Here is a 15,643-nt window from a genome sequence, read left to right on the forward strand (position 1 = left end):
ATTGGGTATATGTCCCCGGTGCGTTTTGAGCAGTGCTATTACGAGTGTATAGCTTAGCTTAGAGGTGTCTACTTTCTTGACAGAAGAGCATTTGGAGACTTGCTCCGCTCCTGGAGCTCATTTTAGCTCACACAAGTCCCTTTCGGGGACTTGCTCGGCGCTTGGAGCTCCCTTTGGCCAGGACAAGTCCTTTTTTGGGACTTGCTCCGCTCCTGGAGCTCCTTTTGGTCCGCACAAGTCCCTTTTGGGGACTTGCTCCGCTCCTGGAGCTCTTTTTGGCCAGCACAAGTCCCTTTTTGGGACTTGCTCGGCTCTTGGAGCTCCCTTTGCCCGGACAAGTCCCTAAAGGAACATTCTCGAATGACTGCCATCATTCCTGTTCTTTCTTTTCAGAACATTCTATAGTAAACCGTTACATCTCTCAATTCTTCTATTGTCGAGTCTTCAAAAAGATTCATAGTCTGTAGGGATCCCCAACCTATTTTACAAAGCGTTTCATGTATACGGTACTATCTCCATCTCAGGTATGAGTCAGTCACAGACTACTTAAGTTACAAAGGCTCTATTCCAATCACGGTTTTCGATTTACGGTGATCAGGTTTGAGTTACGATACTATATTGAAATCACAGGTAACTGCTTTGAGTTACGGTGCTATTTTGAAATCACAGGTATCTGTTTTGAGTTACGGTACTATTTTGAAATTGCAGGTATCTTTTTTTGAGTTACAGAAATCCATTTTGAGTTATAGACCTCTATAGCAATAGGTAGCTTTATAAGTTTGTGAATCTATACGGTATGAATCACTATGAGTCACTGAGAATGTTCTAGTTACAGAATCGTATAAGTAAAGAATCTTTTATATGTACAAGTATATTATTGAGTTACAAGTATTTTTTTGTGTTACAAGTATATTATTGAGTTACAAAGTATTTTTTTGTGTTACAAAGTAACGATAAAAGTTACGAGTTTTTATGCAATCACAGATATCGTGCAGATCATAGCTGTCTGCGTATATCGACATTTATGTGGTATCCCAGCTATCTGCGTGACAGTCAGCAATCGTGGATAACATAAAAATGTCGGTGCACGGTAGTCAAGTCCGGGCACCGACATCTTTTTGGTTGCTGCATTTCTTTAACGAGGCAGCTCCTCCATCGAGTATGCAGTCCTGATAATTTATAAACTTCGCGCTTGAAAACGCTGCTGCTCTCCTGGTTGCGAAGCCTCACAGCTATTGCTCGATCAACAGATCCAACGGAACCTCCTGCTCATTCTCCGGCTGATCGAGCGGGAATACGCGGGCGGTCTCACGATCCTCGTCCACATGCTGGATATAGATCGGGGTTCCGTTGAGCAGCACATTCGCCATGACCGGCGAAGCGGCAATTTCCTGGGCACGGTGTATATTCATGCTTGTACCTCCATATCAAGATTGGCAATACTTAGTATTCTTCAATTCTCCTTGATTATTCTCAAAGTTATCTACAGCATTCCCGTAGCATTCTCCGTTATAAGGGACCAATGGCGCCAGCCCATGTGCTGCATACATATATTTAAGATGAACTCACTTTAAAACAAAGGAGTCTGCTCCATGTCAAAAGCATTAGTCCGGCTTGAGGACATCAGCCCCGGCGGATGGTACGAAGCGGAAGAACAGCAAGCCAAGCTGCTCGTGATTGCAAACGAGCTTCACACCCAATCCATACCGTTCCATCTTGCCGTCATTCCTCGGTATATCGACCCGGCCCGAGGGATCGACAGGTCGTTGACCGATCCTGACGACCCCGTATCCGTCCGTTTCCTCCGTCTCCTTCATAAAATGGTGCATTTTGGCGCATCATTCGGAGTACATGGATATACCCACCAATATGCGAATGCCACCACCGGGGACGGGTTCGAATTCGCCTATGACGGCTGCTTGCAGGACTGCCCTCCGGACGATGCCCCTTTCGCCGCCAGCTCACGCCGTGAACTGACCCGATCCTATGCTTACCGGCGTTTGAAGCTCGCCCGGAGCTTAATGGAGCAGGCCGGGCTTACTGCGGTCTGGTTCGAAACGCCGCATTATACAGTTTCTCCGGCGCAGCGGCGAATTCTTGAAAGCTGCTGTGGACTGATGTACGAAACTCCTCCTCATGCACCAAGCCTAAATGCCGCAGCCCTTTTCAGCCCATCTGGACATAGCTTGAGTAACGGAACCTATTACGTGCCCACCCCGCTATACTATGTGGCGGGTGACAACATCGAGGGGGATGTCCGGCGGATCCAGCAAACGGTGCGGGAGCTTCGGCTAACCGAGCTGGCTTCATTCTTTTACCATCCCTATCTAGAGTTTCCTTATATAGAGCTTCAAGTAGACGGCACCGCTCAATATGATCCGTCCTCCCCGTTAAAAAGAATTATAAGCGCGATCAAGAGCACTGGCCGCACATTTGTCTCTGTAACCTCCTTCATGCCCTTTATCCCGGACTTCAGGGAGAGCAGTCTTCCTTGGAGTAACGGCGACCGGGTCCATGCGATTGCAGGCCGTCCCGGCTCACAAGCCCGCCAAGAAGCGGCATTGCTTATCCGCAAGCTTGATTCCGACACTTGGTACCGTGCTTCGCTAAACGCCAACAGCTTGATTAAAATCGATAATGGCCTCTGCAGCATGCGGCCTATTCTGGCTGGCCCGATCGTGCCGGCGGCAAGGAAATGGTGGGGGATTTCAACGGTGACGGCATCGATGATATTACTGTGTGGTATTCTCAGCTCGGGCAATGTCATGTAGCACTCGGTACGGCCGAAGGCGGCATGCATCCATCTGGAGTATGGCTTCATTCGCCGGATTATGCGGATTGGGATGCACACACCGGCGACTTTAACGGAAATGGACGGGACGATTTGCTGTTATGGAACCGTGCCTCAGGCCTAGTCGCTCTTGCCTTTTCGGACCTGCACGGTTTTAGACAACCTTTGCTTCAAACGGAGCGGATCCAATATGATCCCGGAACAACCCCGACTCTAGACATCGGCGACGTAAACGGCGACGGGCTGGATGACCTCGTCCTGTGGCATCCATCCAGCGGAATCTTCGAGGTTTGGGTTGGCCAAGGAGGTCGCTTCAACTATGAGGGAGTTTGGTTTAGAACGGATGCATCCCAGCTCGACAGCATCACGTCGTTTCGTGTAACGGATATGGATGGGGACGGGTGTGATGACCTGTTGCTCATGGATCGGGTCCAGGGATATTGGTACATTATGTACAGCAGCGGAAAAACATTCGGACCGGAGGCTAGTCGGTTTGGGCCATGGCTTCCGGGGAAGGAAATCCTCCCGCTGACTTTGGATCTTGCCGGCTCCGGCCGGGCGAGCTTGCTCGCCTGGTCTCCGGATCAGTCTGGCGGAATCCTCGATGTTGCGATCAACACGCTGGACCGGACAAGAATTTAAGGACATGGTATACTGCATTTGCCAAAGGAATTTTAACTTCATCACATTCCATAGATCGAGACTTTCATAGAAGCCGTCATGGATTTCATCAACCTTTGGCTCTAATACCTTATGTGGAGGAAGTACCATGTCCCATGCAGAAGCGCCACCCTTAAAGATTATCAAGCCCAAACTCCCGAGACAGCTTGAGCCAATCCGACTGTCCGATGCAGGGATTGATGACGAAGCATCTTTCCAGCAGTTCTCCTGCAAGGACGAGACGCTCTCCGATATTACGGCACATAAAGTGCTATTCGATCGAATGACGTTTGATAGTGTGGCCTTCGAACGGGCTTCGCTTCGGCACGCCGAGCTCACCGATATCGTATTTCGGCAATGCGATCTATCCAACGTCGATTTCAGCGAAGCCATCCTGCATCGCGTAGAGTTCCATCATTGTAAGCTGATAGGCATCGATCTGGCGGCAGCCACCATTCGAAACGTCCGGTTCGAGCAGTGCGCAGGCGATTATGCCACCTTTCGATTTGCCAATATGAAGGGCGTATCCTTTCAGTCGACGACGCTGATCCAATCGGATTTTTATCATTCGGAGCTTTCGAAGGTGGAATTTGCCGAATGCCAGATCGATAAGACGCAGTTCTCCGGGACGAAGCTTGCCGGTATCGATCTGAGCCGGACGGATTTCCATAATTTAGGCGTTACGCTGGAGGACCTTCAGGGCTGCATCATATCCCCTGCGCAGGCTATTTTGTTTACCAGAATCTTCGGCCTTGTCGTCAAGGAATAGATTCCGGTACACAGCTTCACGAAGCTTAGAGGACTTTAGCAGATTCATAAAACGGAGATCACCGAGCTGCTTTACCAAGCACAAAGTCTTCATGAACCGCGGGAGTAACGTGGGAGTCAAGTTCTGGGAGTCACTTTAGTTCTAGGCCGAAAAAGGGCCCCTTGCGAAGTGTCATCAGACCTTCGCCAGAGGAGCCCCTTGTTTAAGCATTATTCATCATGATTCAAAATACTAAATTACGCTTATAAAATTCGCTTCTATTGATCCAACGTGTATAACGGCAGATCGAGCGGAAGCGGCGCCGGCATTTCGCAAGTGCTCTTCATCTCGTACTGCTTGCCCGAATCGGAGGAATCATGGAATGCCCACATGGCTTCCAGCACGTGATAAGCCAATTCGCCGCTTGCGCGGTGGGATCGTCCGTTTCGGATGGCGTACGCCATGTCCGCAGGTCCGATGCCTCTTGTGTTCTGATCGTAACCCGGCAGAAGCGGCTCCTCGGTCCATTCGCTTTCTCCGGTCAAGCGGTATTTCACGGAACCGCCGAACGTATTCGGGTCCGGTACAAGCATTGTTCCTTGGGTGCCGTAAATTTCGATATTCGGAAGCGTGCTGCCGCCGAACACGTCAAAGCTGGTAATGAGCGTCCCGATGGCGCCGTTATCGAACCGGAGCAGTCCGGCCACATGCGTCGGAATGTCCACCTGAATCTTCTGCCCATACTTCTTCTCGCTCGTAATAGTCCGCTCGGTCAATGCTTTGCCAGTCATGCCGCTGACGCTGCGAATCGGGCCGAGGAGCTGAACAAGCGCCGTCAAATAGTATGGTCCCATATCAAACATCGGTCCTCCGCCTGCGGCATAATAAAATTCAGGGTCCGGATGCCAAAATTCGTGTCCCCGGCTCATCATAAATGCCGTAGCCGCGATCGGCGTGCCGATCTTGCCGTCCCTGACGAGCTTTAATGCCGTCTGGATCCCCGCTCCGAGGAAGGTCTCCGGGGCACAGCCGACCAGCAGCCCCTTCTCTCTCGCAGTCTCCAGCACGACCAGCCCTTCCTCCCGGGTGACGGCCAAGGGCTTTTCCACGTATACATGCTTCCCGGCTTGCAGCGCATCGAGCGTTATCTTGGCATGCAGCGCCGGAATGGTGAGATTGATGACAATTTCGATTTCGGGGTCGGCCAACAGCTCTTCCGTCGTGTATACGTGGGGGATGCCGTAATGGGCAGCCTGCTCCTCTGCGCGGGAACGGTCAATATCCGAGCATGCCTTCAGCTCCAGAATATCGAATTTTTGACAGTTTTCCATATAGATGCCGCTGATTTTTCCGCAGCCAATGATCCCTGCTTTAACCTTGTTCATGACTTCGTCTCCTTTTGTGCAGCCTACTGGCTGTCTCCCATCCCGGTATACCCTTGCTCGCCGTTGAACAGCTTGAGATCGCCGCCGCCGTACAAGGTCTTGCCTTCAGCCGCCCATAGCAGGCCCCTGCGCATCAATTCCTTGACCTGCGGCATATCCACGATATCCGCATGATGTCCCAAGGAGTTGTAGTACACGCGACCGTATCCCCATCGCTTGGTCCAGACAACCGGCATGTCAACAGCCTTGTTCAGCACATGCGGTCCGGATACGACCGGAAAACGGGTCGTCGCCAGCACTTCAACCGCCGGATCGACATGCAGATAGTATTGTTCGGATACCACCGTGAAGTCCTGAATGCCTTCAACCAGCGGGCTGGAGCTTTGCTTGATTTCTACCAGATATTCAACGCCGTCGTTGCCGGGGTGCGCGACCCACTGGCCGCCGGTCATAAACTGCCAATCGACATTGTTACGGAACGAGTCGCACATTCCGCCGTGGCATCCGGCGATGCCGGTTCCTCCTTGCACCGCTTCGGATACATTCGCAACCTGCTCCTTGGATATGTCGCCCATCGTCCATACCGGGACGATCAGATCCAATTCTTTCAGCTTCTCTCCGTCGTTGAACGCATCCAAGGTATCTGAAACCTCAACGTCAAACTTCGCCTCGCGCAGCAGTCCGGCGAAGATGCCTGCCACCTGCTCCGGCTCATGGCCATCCCATCCGCCCCATACGATTAATGCCTTTTTCATACTCCGCACTTCCTTTATATGATCTGTATAATAAAAGCTCGATAACGTCCGGTTCAAAGTCTTCGTTCGGCTAACGCTCTCACGCTCTCGCGCATCCGCTTCCACCGGCTGCCGTCACAATGATACCTCTAACATCGCAATCTCAATTACACCACACGCTTTCGCGAGTCACCGAATTCTTCTGTATGGTCTTGCTTACATCTCCGACAGTGACACCCACCGGCGTTCTTCAATGGACTTATCCACGGCTTCCAGAACAGCTTGGCACTTCACGCCGTCCTCAAAGCTAGGGACAGGCTGTCTGCCTTCCGCAATCGCTTGGGACAGCTCCAGGACTTCATGGATGAAGGTATGCTCGAAACCGATCGTATGCCCCGGCGGCCACCAAGCCTCCATATAATCATGGACAGGGTCCGTTGCAAGCACCCGCCGGAAGCCCTGTACATCCTCCTCGTCGGATGTGAAATAAACCTCCAGCTCGTTCATCCGTTCAAAATCGAATTTGACGCTGCCCAGGCTTCCGTTGATTTCGAAGGCGTTCGTACTGCGATGGCCTGCAGCAAAACGCGTGGCCTCGAAGCTGCCAAGGGCGCCGTTCTCAAACCGGGTCAGGAACAACGTAGCGTCGTCCACCGTCACCTTGCCTTTAGGCCCATCCCCGCTGCCTTTGGCGCTCAGCCCCGTCATCTCGCTGGCAATCGGACGCTCCTTGATGAAGGTCTCGCTCATCCCAATAACCTCCTGCATGTCGCCGACCAGATAATGAGCCAGGTCGATCAGATGGGCGCCGAGATCGCCATGGGAGCCTGAGCCGGCCACTTCCTTCTGCAGCCGCCATACGAGCGGGAACTGCGGATCCATGATCCAGTCCTGCAGAAACCATGCGCGGAAATGATAGATTTGTCCGAGTCTGCCGCTGTCAACCAGCTTCTTCGCAAGCCGGACCGCCGGCGAGAACCGGTAGTTGAACCCGACCATGTGCCGGACGCCTGCGTCCTCGGCTGCCTGAAGCATTTCTCTTGCGTCGGCGAGCGTTAACGCCAGGGGCTTTTCGCAGAAAATATGCTTGCCGGCCTTCGCAGCCGCAATCGCAATTTCTTTATGGGCATCGCTAGGAGCATTGATATCAATCAGATCGATGTCCTCCCGCTGGATCAGCTCGCGCCAATCGGTAATGCTTTCATTCCATCCAAGCTGATCCGCCGCCTCCTGAACCGCCGAAGCATTGCGGCCGCAGATCGCCTTCATTTCCGGCTTCAGGGCATTCGGGAAAAACATCGGAAGGCTCCGGTACGCGTTGCTGTGCGCCTTGCCCATAAATTTGTAGCCAATCATTCCGACTCGCAGTTGATTCATTGTTCATTCCTCCTTTGTTATTCATTACTTTCGTTTCAACGATGAAGCACGGATAACCAGACGGGTAGGCAGTTTCCGGTGAAGCGGGATACGGCTCACAGCGGAAGACGGCGTTTGCTCCAGCATGCCGAGAACATGCTCAGCGGCCAAGCAGCCCAGTTCATAGAAGGGAACCCTTACACTCGTTAACGGCGGGGCTCCGAGCTCGGCGGCATCCGAATCATCATAGCCGACGAAGGCTGGCATCTCCTCCTCCGGGACACCCATCGAGCGCAGGCCCTGCTGAAGCCCGATCGCCATCCGGTCATTCGCCGCAAATACGGCGTCGATGCCCTTCAAACGGGCAGCAACCTTCTCCGCTGCTGCAAATCCGCTTTTCCGGCTGAAGTTACCTTCGAACAGCAGCGATTCATCAAGCTCGATTCCCGCCTCTTCCAATGCCCGGCAGTACCCGGACATACGATCCCGGCTGTTGGAATATTCCGGAGGGCCGTTGAGAAAGGCGATCCTCCGAAAGCCCTGCTCAATAAGATGTTTCACGGCTTCGTAGCTGCCCTCCACATGATCGGCGTCCATCACGTGAAAGCTCTCCCCTTCAAAGTGCTGATTAATCAAGCAATAGGGGTGTCTTCCTTCGCTCAGCTGCCGGATAGCCGCTCGTTCGCCCTCCTCGTCCTTGGCTCCAAGGATGATGCAGGCGTCGACCTTCTGAGTCCGGAACAAATTCAAATAGTCCATGGTGCCGCCCGGTTCGCGAAACAGCATCAATAAATCATATTTGCCCTCCAGCGCTTTACTGCCAATGCCGCTTAAAATTTCCGAGAAATAATACGCGGAGAAGATCCGTGCTTTCGGCAGATACGGCATGACAACGCCGAGGTTGCCGCTCCGGCGGCGCGCAAAGCTTTGGGCCAGCGCGTTCGGGGTATATCCGAGCCGTTCTGCGGCTTCCATCACCCGCTGCCGGGTCTCCTCCCGGATCGGACCAACCCCGTTTAATACCCGGGATACGGTGGCTTCCGATACACCGGCAAGCTGTGCGACTTCCTTACGACTAGCGATAATCACCATGCCTCCTGCAATTTTATGTACGCGCGTACATTTTCTCATGGAGTCCAGCCGATGTCAACAGATACATGGCCTATTGTTCCTGATTTCTTCTTGTTTCAGTTGTATATCCGGCATTGACGTTATAAACTTTATGAGTTCTTTCTTTTTAAGCTCGGCCGGATGTTTGTCCAAATGTTGTATAATGGACGGGCTGGACGCAGAACCCCAACTCAATATGAAAGAGAAAGCTGCACGATTATTACTTGGGAAGATGTCGGGGTGACGCCAATCATGCTATTTAGCTAACATATGAACATAAAGGATAGGGGATTACGAATGAACACTCAACTGCAAACAACCGTAAGCAACCCGCAGAAAAAAAGCTACATTCTCCATTTGGCAACGATCTTCCTCGGCTTTATCATTTTTGGAATTTCGGAAAATATTAAAGGACCGGCCATTCCCCGGATTCAGCTGGATTTTCGGCTGGATGAAATGCAGATCGGCACCTTGCTGTCGCTCAATGCGCTCGGTTATTTGATCGCCTGCTCATTTACGGCCATCCTGACCCGCAAGATCGGCATCAAATGGGTGAGCATGCTTGCCTTTGGTTCGATGGCGGTCTCAGGCATTTTCATCTTCCTGTCCCACAGCTACCCGATGTTCACTGCTTCGTACTTCCTGATGTACATCGGGAACGGGATGCTGGAGATTGGCCTCGCCATTCTGGCTGCAAGAATATTCGTCCGGAATACGGGAACGATGATGAACCTGTCGCATTTTTTCTATGGCATCAGCTCTACCGTCGCTCCGATGCTCGCCTCGGGATTGATGACCGTCACCGTTCTCGGCTACACCATTGATTGGCGGGGCATGTATTTGGCGATGCTGATGCTCTCCGTACTGCCGATGATCCCTGCGCTGATGAGCAAATTTCCGGGCGACGATCATCCTGAATCCGAGCGGACGCCTCTGAAGCAGTTAATCAAGGATCGGGCGCTGTGGCTGATCGTCATCATCCTGTCCTTCGGCGTCGTATCGGAAATGGCAGTCGGCGGCTGGCTCGTTAATTTTCTTGAAAAATCGTACAACTGGGATCCGGCTGCGGCAGCCGGCATGCTATCCGCATTTTTCCTGTGCTTCTCCGCGGCGCGCCTGCTGCTAGGGCCGATTACGGACCGGATCGGATTCACCTTGTCGATTATCATCCTCTCGGGATTCACGGGCATCTGCACCTTTATCGCCATTTTCGGCGGGGAATCCTATGCCTTTCTATTCGCAGCGGCAGGAATCGGCATCGCTCCGATTTATCCGACGGTGATGGCCCTGATTGCCAAGCGATACCCGAAGGAGAGCGATACGGCGATTACCTTCACGGTCACGATGATGGGCATCGGCAGCGTAATCGGCAACTACGCCATCGGAGCCATCACGAGCGGCTTCAAACAATTGTACGGCAGCGGAACCGAACTGGGGCTGCTGCGGGGTCTTCAGGCCGGTTACGGTTTTATCGGCTTATGCGCCCTGATATGCTCGCTGTTCGGCATTGTGCTGTACCGATACTTGAAGAACCGTAAGCAGCTGGTTTAAACAGGCTTTCACCGCCGAGTTATCGCCCCATGCCGGGCGCACACAAGAAAGAGGACGTCCACCAGGGGACATCCTCTTTTTTTCGATTGACCATTTCATGGCATTACGCGTAAGCTCCTGCTGCCATTTCCGCTCGTATTAGCCCAAATCCGGCTTGTCGACCAGTTCGATGCTTGCCTTATCCGTGTGATGCAGCTCGAATACGATGATTTCATTGCTTCCCTTCTTCAGCAGCGGACCGGGCAGGTAAAGCGTCGCTTGAGGTCCTTGCTCCCAGTATCGCCCAAGATTGAACCCATTGATCCAGACGACGCCCTTCACCCAGCCGTCCAGTCGAACGAACGTGTCCATCCGATCTTCCACATGGAATTCTCCCTTATAAAATGCCGGACGGTCCTTCCGCCCTGCATTAGGCGCCGGCAACGGCCCGAACGGCACTGCCTCCAGATGATCCATCGGCAGGCAGGAAATGCTCCAATCGTACAGAAATTGGTTATTCATCCGCACGCCTTCGGTAATCCCTTTGTAATCCTTCAAGCGGGGACCATAATTGACGCGCCCCATGTTCTCCACAACGATGTCCAGCTTGGCGCCTGCTGCTGGAATGTCCAAAGAAATAGGCGCATTATTCCAGCGTTCCACGGTCCCCTGGTATACGCCATCGAGAAACACCTGGGCTCGGTCATGCACTTCTTGCAGATGCAGGGATTCGCCTTGCCGCGGACCGGAAATTTTTGTGGAGTATACGATAAAACCGTAGTTTTGACCAAGCAGCTCCATCGGCACCGGTGTTCGGTGCTTCTCGCTGGAGGCCAATACCGGCAAATTCTCAAGCAGATCGGCATAGGAAGTCATGCTGACCGTCCCGTATGCCTTCTTCCGCACCGGATCAGGCAGCGCCGGCAAGTCCCCGAGCTCCACACCTTGGTGCTTTGCAATCACCTGCCGGACCGCCTCATACTTCGTTGTAACATCGCCGCACTCCGATAGAGGCGCATCATAATCATAGCTTGTAATGGTCGGCTCGTATTTGTCATGATAATTCGCGCCATTGTAAAATCCGAAATTCGTCCCGCCATGGAACATGTAAAAATTAACGGATGCCCCAAGGGCCAGCATTTCGGCAAACACCGACGCTGCGTCCTCCGAATCACGCGTATGGTGCGGCTTCATCCAATGATCAAACCAGCCGTTCCAATACTCCATGCACATCAGCGGATCTTCGGACCGGTACTCCCGCAGCTTGGCGAACGCTTCGGAGGGCCTGGAACCGAAATTGACGGTGGCCGTTACACCCGGAACGGTTCCTCCCTGCAGCATGCCGTCAGTTGGACCGTCCGAAGTGAACAGCAGCACATCCACGCCCCTTGCGATCAATGCCTCCTGAAGATATTGCAAGTATGCCGTATCATTGCCATAGCTGCCGTATTCATTCTCGATTTGGACGGCAATGATCGGTCCGCCGTTCGTGGACAAGAGCGGCACCAGACGCGGGATTAACTCGTCATAATAGGCATCGACCTTCTTCAGGAACTTCGGATCCAAGCAGCGAAGCTGCATATGCGGATCCTGCAGCAGCCATGCCGGCAGCCCGCCGAATTCCCACTCTGCGCAGATGTAGGGGCTCGGTCTGACGATAACGTGCAGCCCCAGCTTCCCCGCAAGCGTGATGAAGGCTTCGATATCCGCCATGCCGGAGAAATTGAACCTTCCTTCATCCGGCTCATGCCAATTCCATGGTATATAAGTCTCGACCGTATTCAAGCCGCATGCTTTCAGCTTCAGCAGCCGATCCTCCCAATATTCAGGCACAACACGGAAGTAATGAATCGCGCCCGATAAGATTTGAATCGCTTCCTCGCCAAGAACAAACTGCTGGTTAACCGCTTTCAATTGTGTCATGGAAACATCCCCTCCGTTTTCCAATACATGATTCTACATACGTATCATCTATGAAAAGAACGGCTCACTCAATCTCCAAATGGAGCATCTTCTATACCATTTGTGCCATTTTCTCGCATGGATCCGCCTATCCATATGATATGATAGATTACACGATACGCTGATTCATTCGATAAAGGAGTCCCGGTTCCCATGGATATTAAATTCCGATTCCCCAATATGATCAATACCTTGCAGGTAACAGGCTGCCATTTCGATCATCAACCGCCGGGGTGGCACTATCCGAGACATCATCACCATCTGTTCGAGCTTCTCTATTGCATGGAGGGCGAGGTTGAACAGGAAATCCACCGGGATCGCTTCACGCTGCGGGAAGGCGAATGGCTGCTGATCAAATCGGGGGTGCGTCATCAATCTTCGAACCGTTCGAGCAGGCCGTACGGTTATTTCAATGTACATTTTGATCTGGACGATACCGACATTCGGAGCAGATTGTCCTCTGCGCCGTTCCGCCATTTTCCGAGATCCGTGGGAGAACGGACCAAGCTCGGCGAATATGTAAAAAAGCTGGAGGGAATTATCCCGCGGAGTCTGAACATCAAGGAAGGGATCTCCGACCAGACCGGTCAGCTCCAGCACGAGCTTTCGTTCGAAGAGCGGCTGCTTCTGCAATCCTACACCCTGCTGATCATACATGAGGTGCTTATGCTTCTAAATTCCCCCGTGCTGGGTCCTGCGCTTCCTTCCCAAGCCCCTTCATCGGCGGCTCCTCGCCCAGCATCAGCGATGACGGCCGATGTAGCACATGCCATCGAAGAGAAGCTGCTGTCGGGATTATCCGGGGATGCTTCGGTCAGCCGCGTTGCTCGGGAGCTTAATCTGAGCCGCAGCCAGTGCAGCAAGCAGTTCACCAAGATTTATGGTATGTCCCCAAGGCAGTATGTCAGCAGGCAGAAGCTCAACCTGGCTAAGGAACTCCTGGTAACGACTAACCTGCCGGTCTATGCCATCGCCGACAAGCTCGGTTTCCGTTCAGCAAGCCATTTCTCGAGACAGTTTCGCCGCTGGACCGGACAATCGCCGACCGATTATAAGCCCCGTACCTAACATTGACACTGCCCCCGCATTACCCGGGAGATCGGCAGCGCGGTACCGTCCCTTCATGACGCTTCACGGGCAGAGCGGCTATTCGTTATTAGGATGTGTCTTCCAAATCAAGCAAGCCAAAAACTCTGGATTTGAGCCGCTTCAAGCTGAACATTTCTCCTTTAAGTGATTTTTAGTTAGTTACTTGACAATGAATAGATGAGTCTGTATGATACAACGTATTGTTATTCCTATACGAAAAGTTAGCTAATAACATTACTAGGGTTTGACGCCGTCATAGTCACGGTTAAAACATCTAAAAAAAGGAGTGAACGACTCAAAATGAAAAGCTATGCTTCTGCAGGCACTTTGATCATAAGGGTTGTCCTAGGGATTATCTTCTTGGCCCATGGGCTGGATAAATTCGGGAGTGGCATCGGCAATATCGAGGGCTTCTTCGAGAGCCTTGGCATTCCGGCATTCATGGCTTCGGTTGTCGCCATAATCGAAATCGTCGGCGGAATTGCTCTCATTCTGGGCTTCGCCACCCGCATCGCTTCCGTTGTTCTAGGAATCGTGCTGATTGTTGCCATCGTACAGGCCAAGCTCGGGATGGGATTCCTGAACGGCTACGAGCTCGACATTGCGCTTCTTGCCATGGCGGCCCATCTTGCGCTGAGCGGCAGCAGCCTGCTATCCGTCGATTCATTATTTACCAAGAAGCGCTAGGTGTAAGCCGGCGTTTCAACCGAGCAGCCAACGGCCGATTGCCCGATGATCGGCAGCGACAGCATTCCAAGCATACTCCGGCCATCGTGCCCCTCATGATAGGAAATCAACATTAAGAAAGCTGCACCGATCTTCCGGTTTGTCCGGATATCAGGTGCAGCTTTCTTGTTCTTGATAATGGATTTCCACAGCGCCAAAATAAACTTCAATCTTCTTGCTAAGCCGTTCTCCCGCTTGAGTCCACCGCTTGGGTCTGCTTCTTTTGCAAGCTTACGATGACGAAGGACAGTCCCGCCGAAACCGCAATACAAGCGGCACCGATGATGTAGACCATCCGAATGCCGAGCGTATCCGCAATCAGACCGATGACGGCGATTGAAATGCTCGTAATCGTTGAAAGCAGAATGCCGCGCGATGCGTATACCTTCGGCAGCATGGATGGCTCGATGCTCGTCTGGAAAGCCGTTTGCTGTGCAACGTCCCTCAGCTGATACGCCGGTCCCATTCCGATACACAGCACGAGTGCAACCATCGGAATGCTGTTCAGCCCGTACCACAGCGTCAGCAGGCTGAACTCGGCGGAGCCTGCAGCCATACAAGCGATCAAATGCTTCTGGATAAACGATGAGAACAGAACCGTCAGCAGACCGCCCAGAATCGCGCCCGCATAATAGCTTGCATTAATAAAGCCCCACCATGCTTCTCCTTGATGCAGCACTTCCTTCACGTAAACCAAGGTAATGGCACCGACCCAGATCGTTCCGGCAACGCCTTCAATCATATCCATGATTGTTACGATGCGAAGCGTCGGGATACGCCATAAATACGACCACCCCTCAAGAATCGCCTTACGATTCGGCTTCACACGCCGCGGGCCCGAATCGTCACCTGGCATTACCCGTGCGACAAGCAGCAGGCTGATCACCGATACCCAGATCAGGATGGCCGTAATGATTAACGTCGGTTGATGCCCGATCTGGGTCACCAGGAAGCCTGTGAAGGTGTAGCCCGCAATTTGCAGCGATTGCTCCGTCACCGACAGGGAGCTGTTCGCCTTTACAAGCCGGTCCGACGGCACGATTCGCGGCACGATCGACTGCAGGAGCGGAGTCCCCCAGCCGTGAGCGCAGGCGATCAGCAGGATCAAGATGCACAGCAGATAAACGTGCGGAGCGATGTATGGAAAAAACACCACAAGCGCGGTAACGAGCAACGCTTTTACAAGCTGCAGCCTAGTGAGAAGCTTGGCAAACGGGTACCTTTCCATAAGAAGCGGCACCGTGAATCCCGCCACGAATTTGGCTGCTGCATTGAGCAGCGGAAACAGCGCGGCGATGAATGCAGAGCCCGATTCCTGGTACATATAGGTAGTGATCACCATGATATATACCACATCAGCCAGCGAAGTGCCGGAATGAGCGGTCCAGTAACAGGCGAAGATTCCTCTATTCATTGCAGCCTCCATTCCTAAGCCCTAAGTCTCAATATGTATCTTAAAATCATATCATCGGCCGTCAGAATTTGTAAACCTCGGGTCCCTTGTGACGAGGAAATCCTCCATTAAAAAAACCTGCTTCCCGTGTTTAATACA

The 15,643-nt window shown here is 52.5% G+C and carries 14 protein-coding genes; 6 read left to right on the forward strand and 8 right to left on the reverse strand.

The window, feature by feature from the left end; genetic code table 11:
- Nucleotides 1–1,232: 1,232 nt before the first annotated feature.
- A complete protein-coding gene (locus J2Z18_RS16965; protein WP_007128519.1) occupies nucleotides 1,233–1,412 on the reverse strand; it encodes a small acid-soluble spore protein H in 180 nt (59 codons plus the stop codon).
- Nucleotides 1,413–1,592: 180 nt separating this feature from the next.
- Between J2Z18_RS16965 and J2Z18_RS30520 the strand changes: the two genes are divergently transcribed.
- The 3 genes from J2Z18_RS30520 to J2Z18_RS16975 all read left to right on the forward strand — a co-directional run bounded on the left by J2Z18_RS30520 (nucleotide 1,593) and on the right by J2Z18_RS16975 (nucleotide 4,220).
- A complete protein-coding gene (locus J2Z18_RS30520) occupies nucleotides 1,593–2,771 on the forward strand; it encodes a polysaccharide deacetylase family protein (protein WP_245256048.1) in 1,179 nt (392 codons plus the stop codon).
- On the forward strand, nucleotides 2,696–3,433 hold the full coding sequence (locus J2Z18_RS30525) for an FG-GAP repeat domain-containing protein (RefSeq protein ID WP_245256049.1): 738 nt from the start codon (nucleotides 2,696–2,698) through the stop codon (nucleotides 3,431–3,433). The genes J2Z18_RS30520 and J2Z18_RS30525 overlap by 76 nt, the downstream gene beginning before the upstream one ends.
- Before the next feature lie 127 nt (nucleotides 3,434–3,560).
- Nucleotides 3,561–4,220, forward strand: a complete 660-nt coding sequence (locus tag J2Z18_RS16975; protein WP_007128521.1) for a pentapeptide repeat-containing protein — start codon at nucleotides 3,561–3,563, stop codon at nucleotides 4,218–4,220.
- Between the two features lie 257 nt (nucleotides 4,221–4,477).
- Here the strand turns inward: J2Z18_RS16975 and J2Z18_RS16980 are convergent, their stop codons facing one another.
- The 4 genes from J2Z18_RS16980 to J2Z18_RS16995 form a co-directional block, all read right to left on the reverse strand.
- A complete protein-coding gene (locus J2Z18_RS16980) occupies nucleotides 4,478–5,584 on the reverse strand; it encodes a Gfo/Idh/MocA family protein (RefSeq protein WP_007128522.1) in 1,107 nt (368 codons plus the stop codon).
- 23 nt (nucleotides 5,585–5,607) lie between these two features.
- Complete coding sequence (locus J2Z18_RS16985) at nucleotides 5,608–6,339, reverse strand: ThuA domain-containing protein (RefSeq protein WP_007128523.1); 732 nt, start codon at nucleotides 6,337–6,339, stop codon at nucleotides 5,608–5,610.
- A gap of 195 nt (nucleotides 6,340–6,534) precedes the next feature.
- On the reverse strand, nucleotides 6,535–7,695 hold the full coding sequence (locus J2Z18_RS16990) for a Gfo/Idh/MocA family protein (RefSeq protein WP_007128524.1): 1,161 nt from the start codon (nucleotides 7,693–7,695) through the stop codon (nucleotides 6,535–6,537).
- A 24-nt stretch (nucleotides 7,696–7,719) separates the two neighbouring features.
- Nucleotides 7,720–8,766: a LacI family DNA-binding transcriptional regulator gene (locus tag J2Z18_RS16995; protein WP_040738151.1), complete on the reverse strand. Its 1,047-nt coding sequence runs from the start codon at nucleotides 8,764–8,766 to the stop codon at nucleotides 7,720–7,722.
- A gap of 315 nt (nucleotides 8,767–9,081) precedes the next feature.
- On the opposite strand from J2Z18_RS16995, the gene J2Z18_RS17000 reads away from it, so the two are divergent.
- Nucleotides 9,082–10,335: an MFS transporter gene (locus J2Z18_RS17000; RefSeq protein ID WP_028407261.1), complete on the forward strand. Its 1,254-nt coding sequence runs from the start codon at nucleotides 9,082–9,084 to the stop codon at nucleotides 10,333–10,335.
- 138 nt (nucleotides 10,336–10,473) lie between these two features.
- On the opposite strand, the gene J2Z18_RS17005 is transcribed toward J2Z18_RS17000, so the two are convergent.
- Complete coding sequence (locus J2Z18_RS17005; protein WP_007128527.1) at nucleotides 10,474–12,237, reverse strand: glycoside hydrolase family 35 protein; 1,764 nt, start codon at nucleotides 12,235–12,237, stop codon at nucleotides 10,474–10,476.
- A gap of 192 nt (nucleotides 12,238–12,429) precedes the next feature.
- Between J2Z18_RS17005 and J2Z18_RS17010 the strand changes: the two genes are divergently transcribed.
- Entirely contained in the window at nucleotides 12,430–13,344 is a 915-nt protein-coding gene (locus tag J2Z18_RS17010; protein ID WP_007128528.1) for an AraC family transcriptional regulator, read from the forward strand.
- A gap of 321 nt (nucleotides 13,345–13,665) precedes the next feature.
- Nucleotides 13,666–14,052 (forward strand): DoxX family protein, encoded by a 387-nt coding sequence (locus J2Z18_RS17015; protein ID WP_007128529.1) that lies wholly within the window; start codon nucleotides 13,666–13,668, stop codon nucleotides 14,050–14,052.
- Here the strand turns inward: J2Z18_RS17015 and J2Z18_RS17020 are convergent.
- Both J2Z18_RS17020 and J2Z18_RS17025 read right to left on the reverse strand, forming a co-directional pair.
- On the reverse strand, nucleotides 14,049–14,249 hold the full coding sequence (locus tag J2Z18_RS17020) for a hypothetical protein (protein ID WP_210095062.1): 201 nt from the start codon (nucleotides 14,247–14,249) through the stop codon (nucleotides 14,049–14,051). The genes J2Z18_RS17015 and J2Z18_RS17020 overlap by 4 nt on opposite strands.
- A 20-nt stretch (nucleotides 14,250–14,269) precedes the next feature.
- Nucleotides 14,270–15,505 carry an MFS transporter gene (locus tag J2Z18_RS17025; protein ID WP_007128530.1) on the reverse strand — a complete coding sequence of 412 codons (1,236 nt, stop codon included), beginning with the start codon at nucleotides 15,503–15,505 and terminating at the stop codon, nucleotides 14,270–14,272.
- Nucleotides 15,506–15,643: the final 138 nt, after the last annotated feature.

Source organism: Paenibacillus lactis (assembly GCF_017873605.1).
Taxonomy (GTDB): domain Bacteria; phylum Bacillota; class Bacilli; order Paenibacillales; family Paenibacillaceae; genus Paenibacillus_AQ; species Paenibacillus_AQ lactis.

Bases quoted from the DNA above. Each gene is read 5' to 3' on its own strand.
- J2Z18_RS16965 (WP_007128519.1), bottom strand. From the start codon at position 1,412: ATGAATATACACCGTGCCCAGGAAATTGCCGCTTCGCCGGTCATGGCG.
- J2Z18_RS30520 (WP_245256048.1), top strand. From the start codon at position 1,593: ATGTCAAAAGCATTAGTCCGGCTTGAGGACATCAGCCCCGGCGGATGG.
- J2Z18_RS30525 (WP_245256049.1), top strand. From the start codon at position 2,696: ATGGTGGGGGATTTCAACGGTGACGGCATCGATGATATTACTGTGTGG.
- J2Z18_RS16975 (WP_007128521.1), top strand. From the start codon at position 3,561: ATGTCCCATGCAGAAGCGCCACCCTTAAAGATTATCAAGCCCAAACTC.
- J2Z18_RS16980 (WP_007128522.1), bottom strand. From the start codon at position 5,584: ATGAACAAGGTTAAAGCAGGGATCATTGGCTGCGGAAAAATCAGCGGC.
- J2Z18_RS16985 (WP_007128523.1), bottom strand. From the start codon at position 6,339: ATGAAAAAGGCATTAATCGTATGGGGCGGATGGGATGGCCATGAGCCG.
- J2Z18_RS16990 (WP_007128524.1), bottom strand. From the start codon at position 7,695: ATGAATCAACTGCGAGTCGGAATGATTGGCTACAAATTTATGGGCAAG.
- J2Z18_RS16995 (WP_040738151.1), bottom strand. From the start codon at position 8,766: ATGGTGATTATCGCTAGTCGTAAGGAAGTCGCACAGCTTGCCGGTGTA.
- J2Z18_RS17000 (WP_028407261.1), top strand. From the start codon at position 9,082: ATGAACACTCAACTGCAAACAACCGTAAGCAACCCGCAGAAAAAAAGC.
- J2Z18_RS17005 (WP_007128527.1), bottom strand. From the start codon at position 12,237: ATGACACAATTGAAAGCGGTTAACCAGCAGTTTGTTCTTGGCGAGGAA.
- J2Z18_RS17010 (WP_007128528.1), top strand. From the start codon at position 12,430: ATGGATATTAAATTCCGATTCCCCAATATGATCAATACCTTGCAGGTA.
- J2Z18_RS17015 (WP_007128529.1), top strand. From the start codon at position 13,666: ATGAAAAGCTATGCTTCTGCAGGCACTTTGATCATAAGGGTTGTCCTA.
- J2Z18_RS17025 (WP_007128530.1), bottom strand. From the start codon at position 15,505: ATGAATAGAGGAATCTTCGCCTGTTACTGGACCGCTCATTCCGGCACT.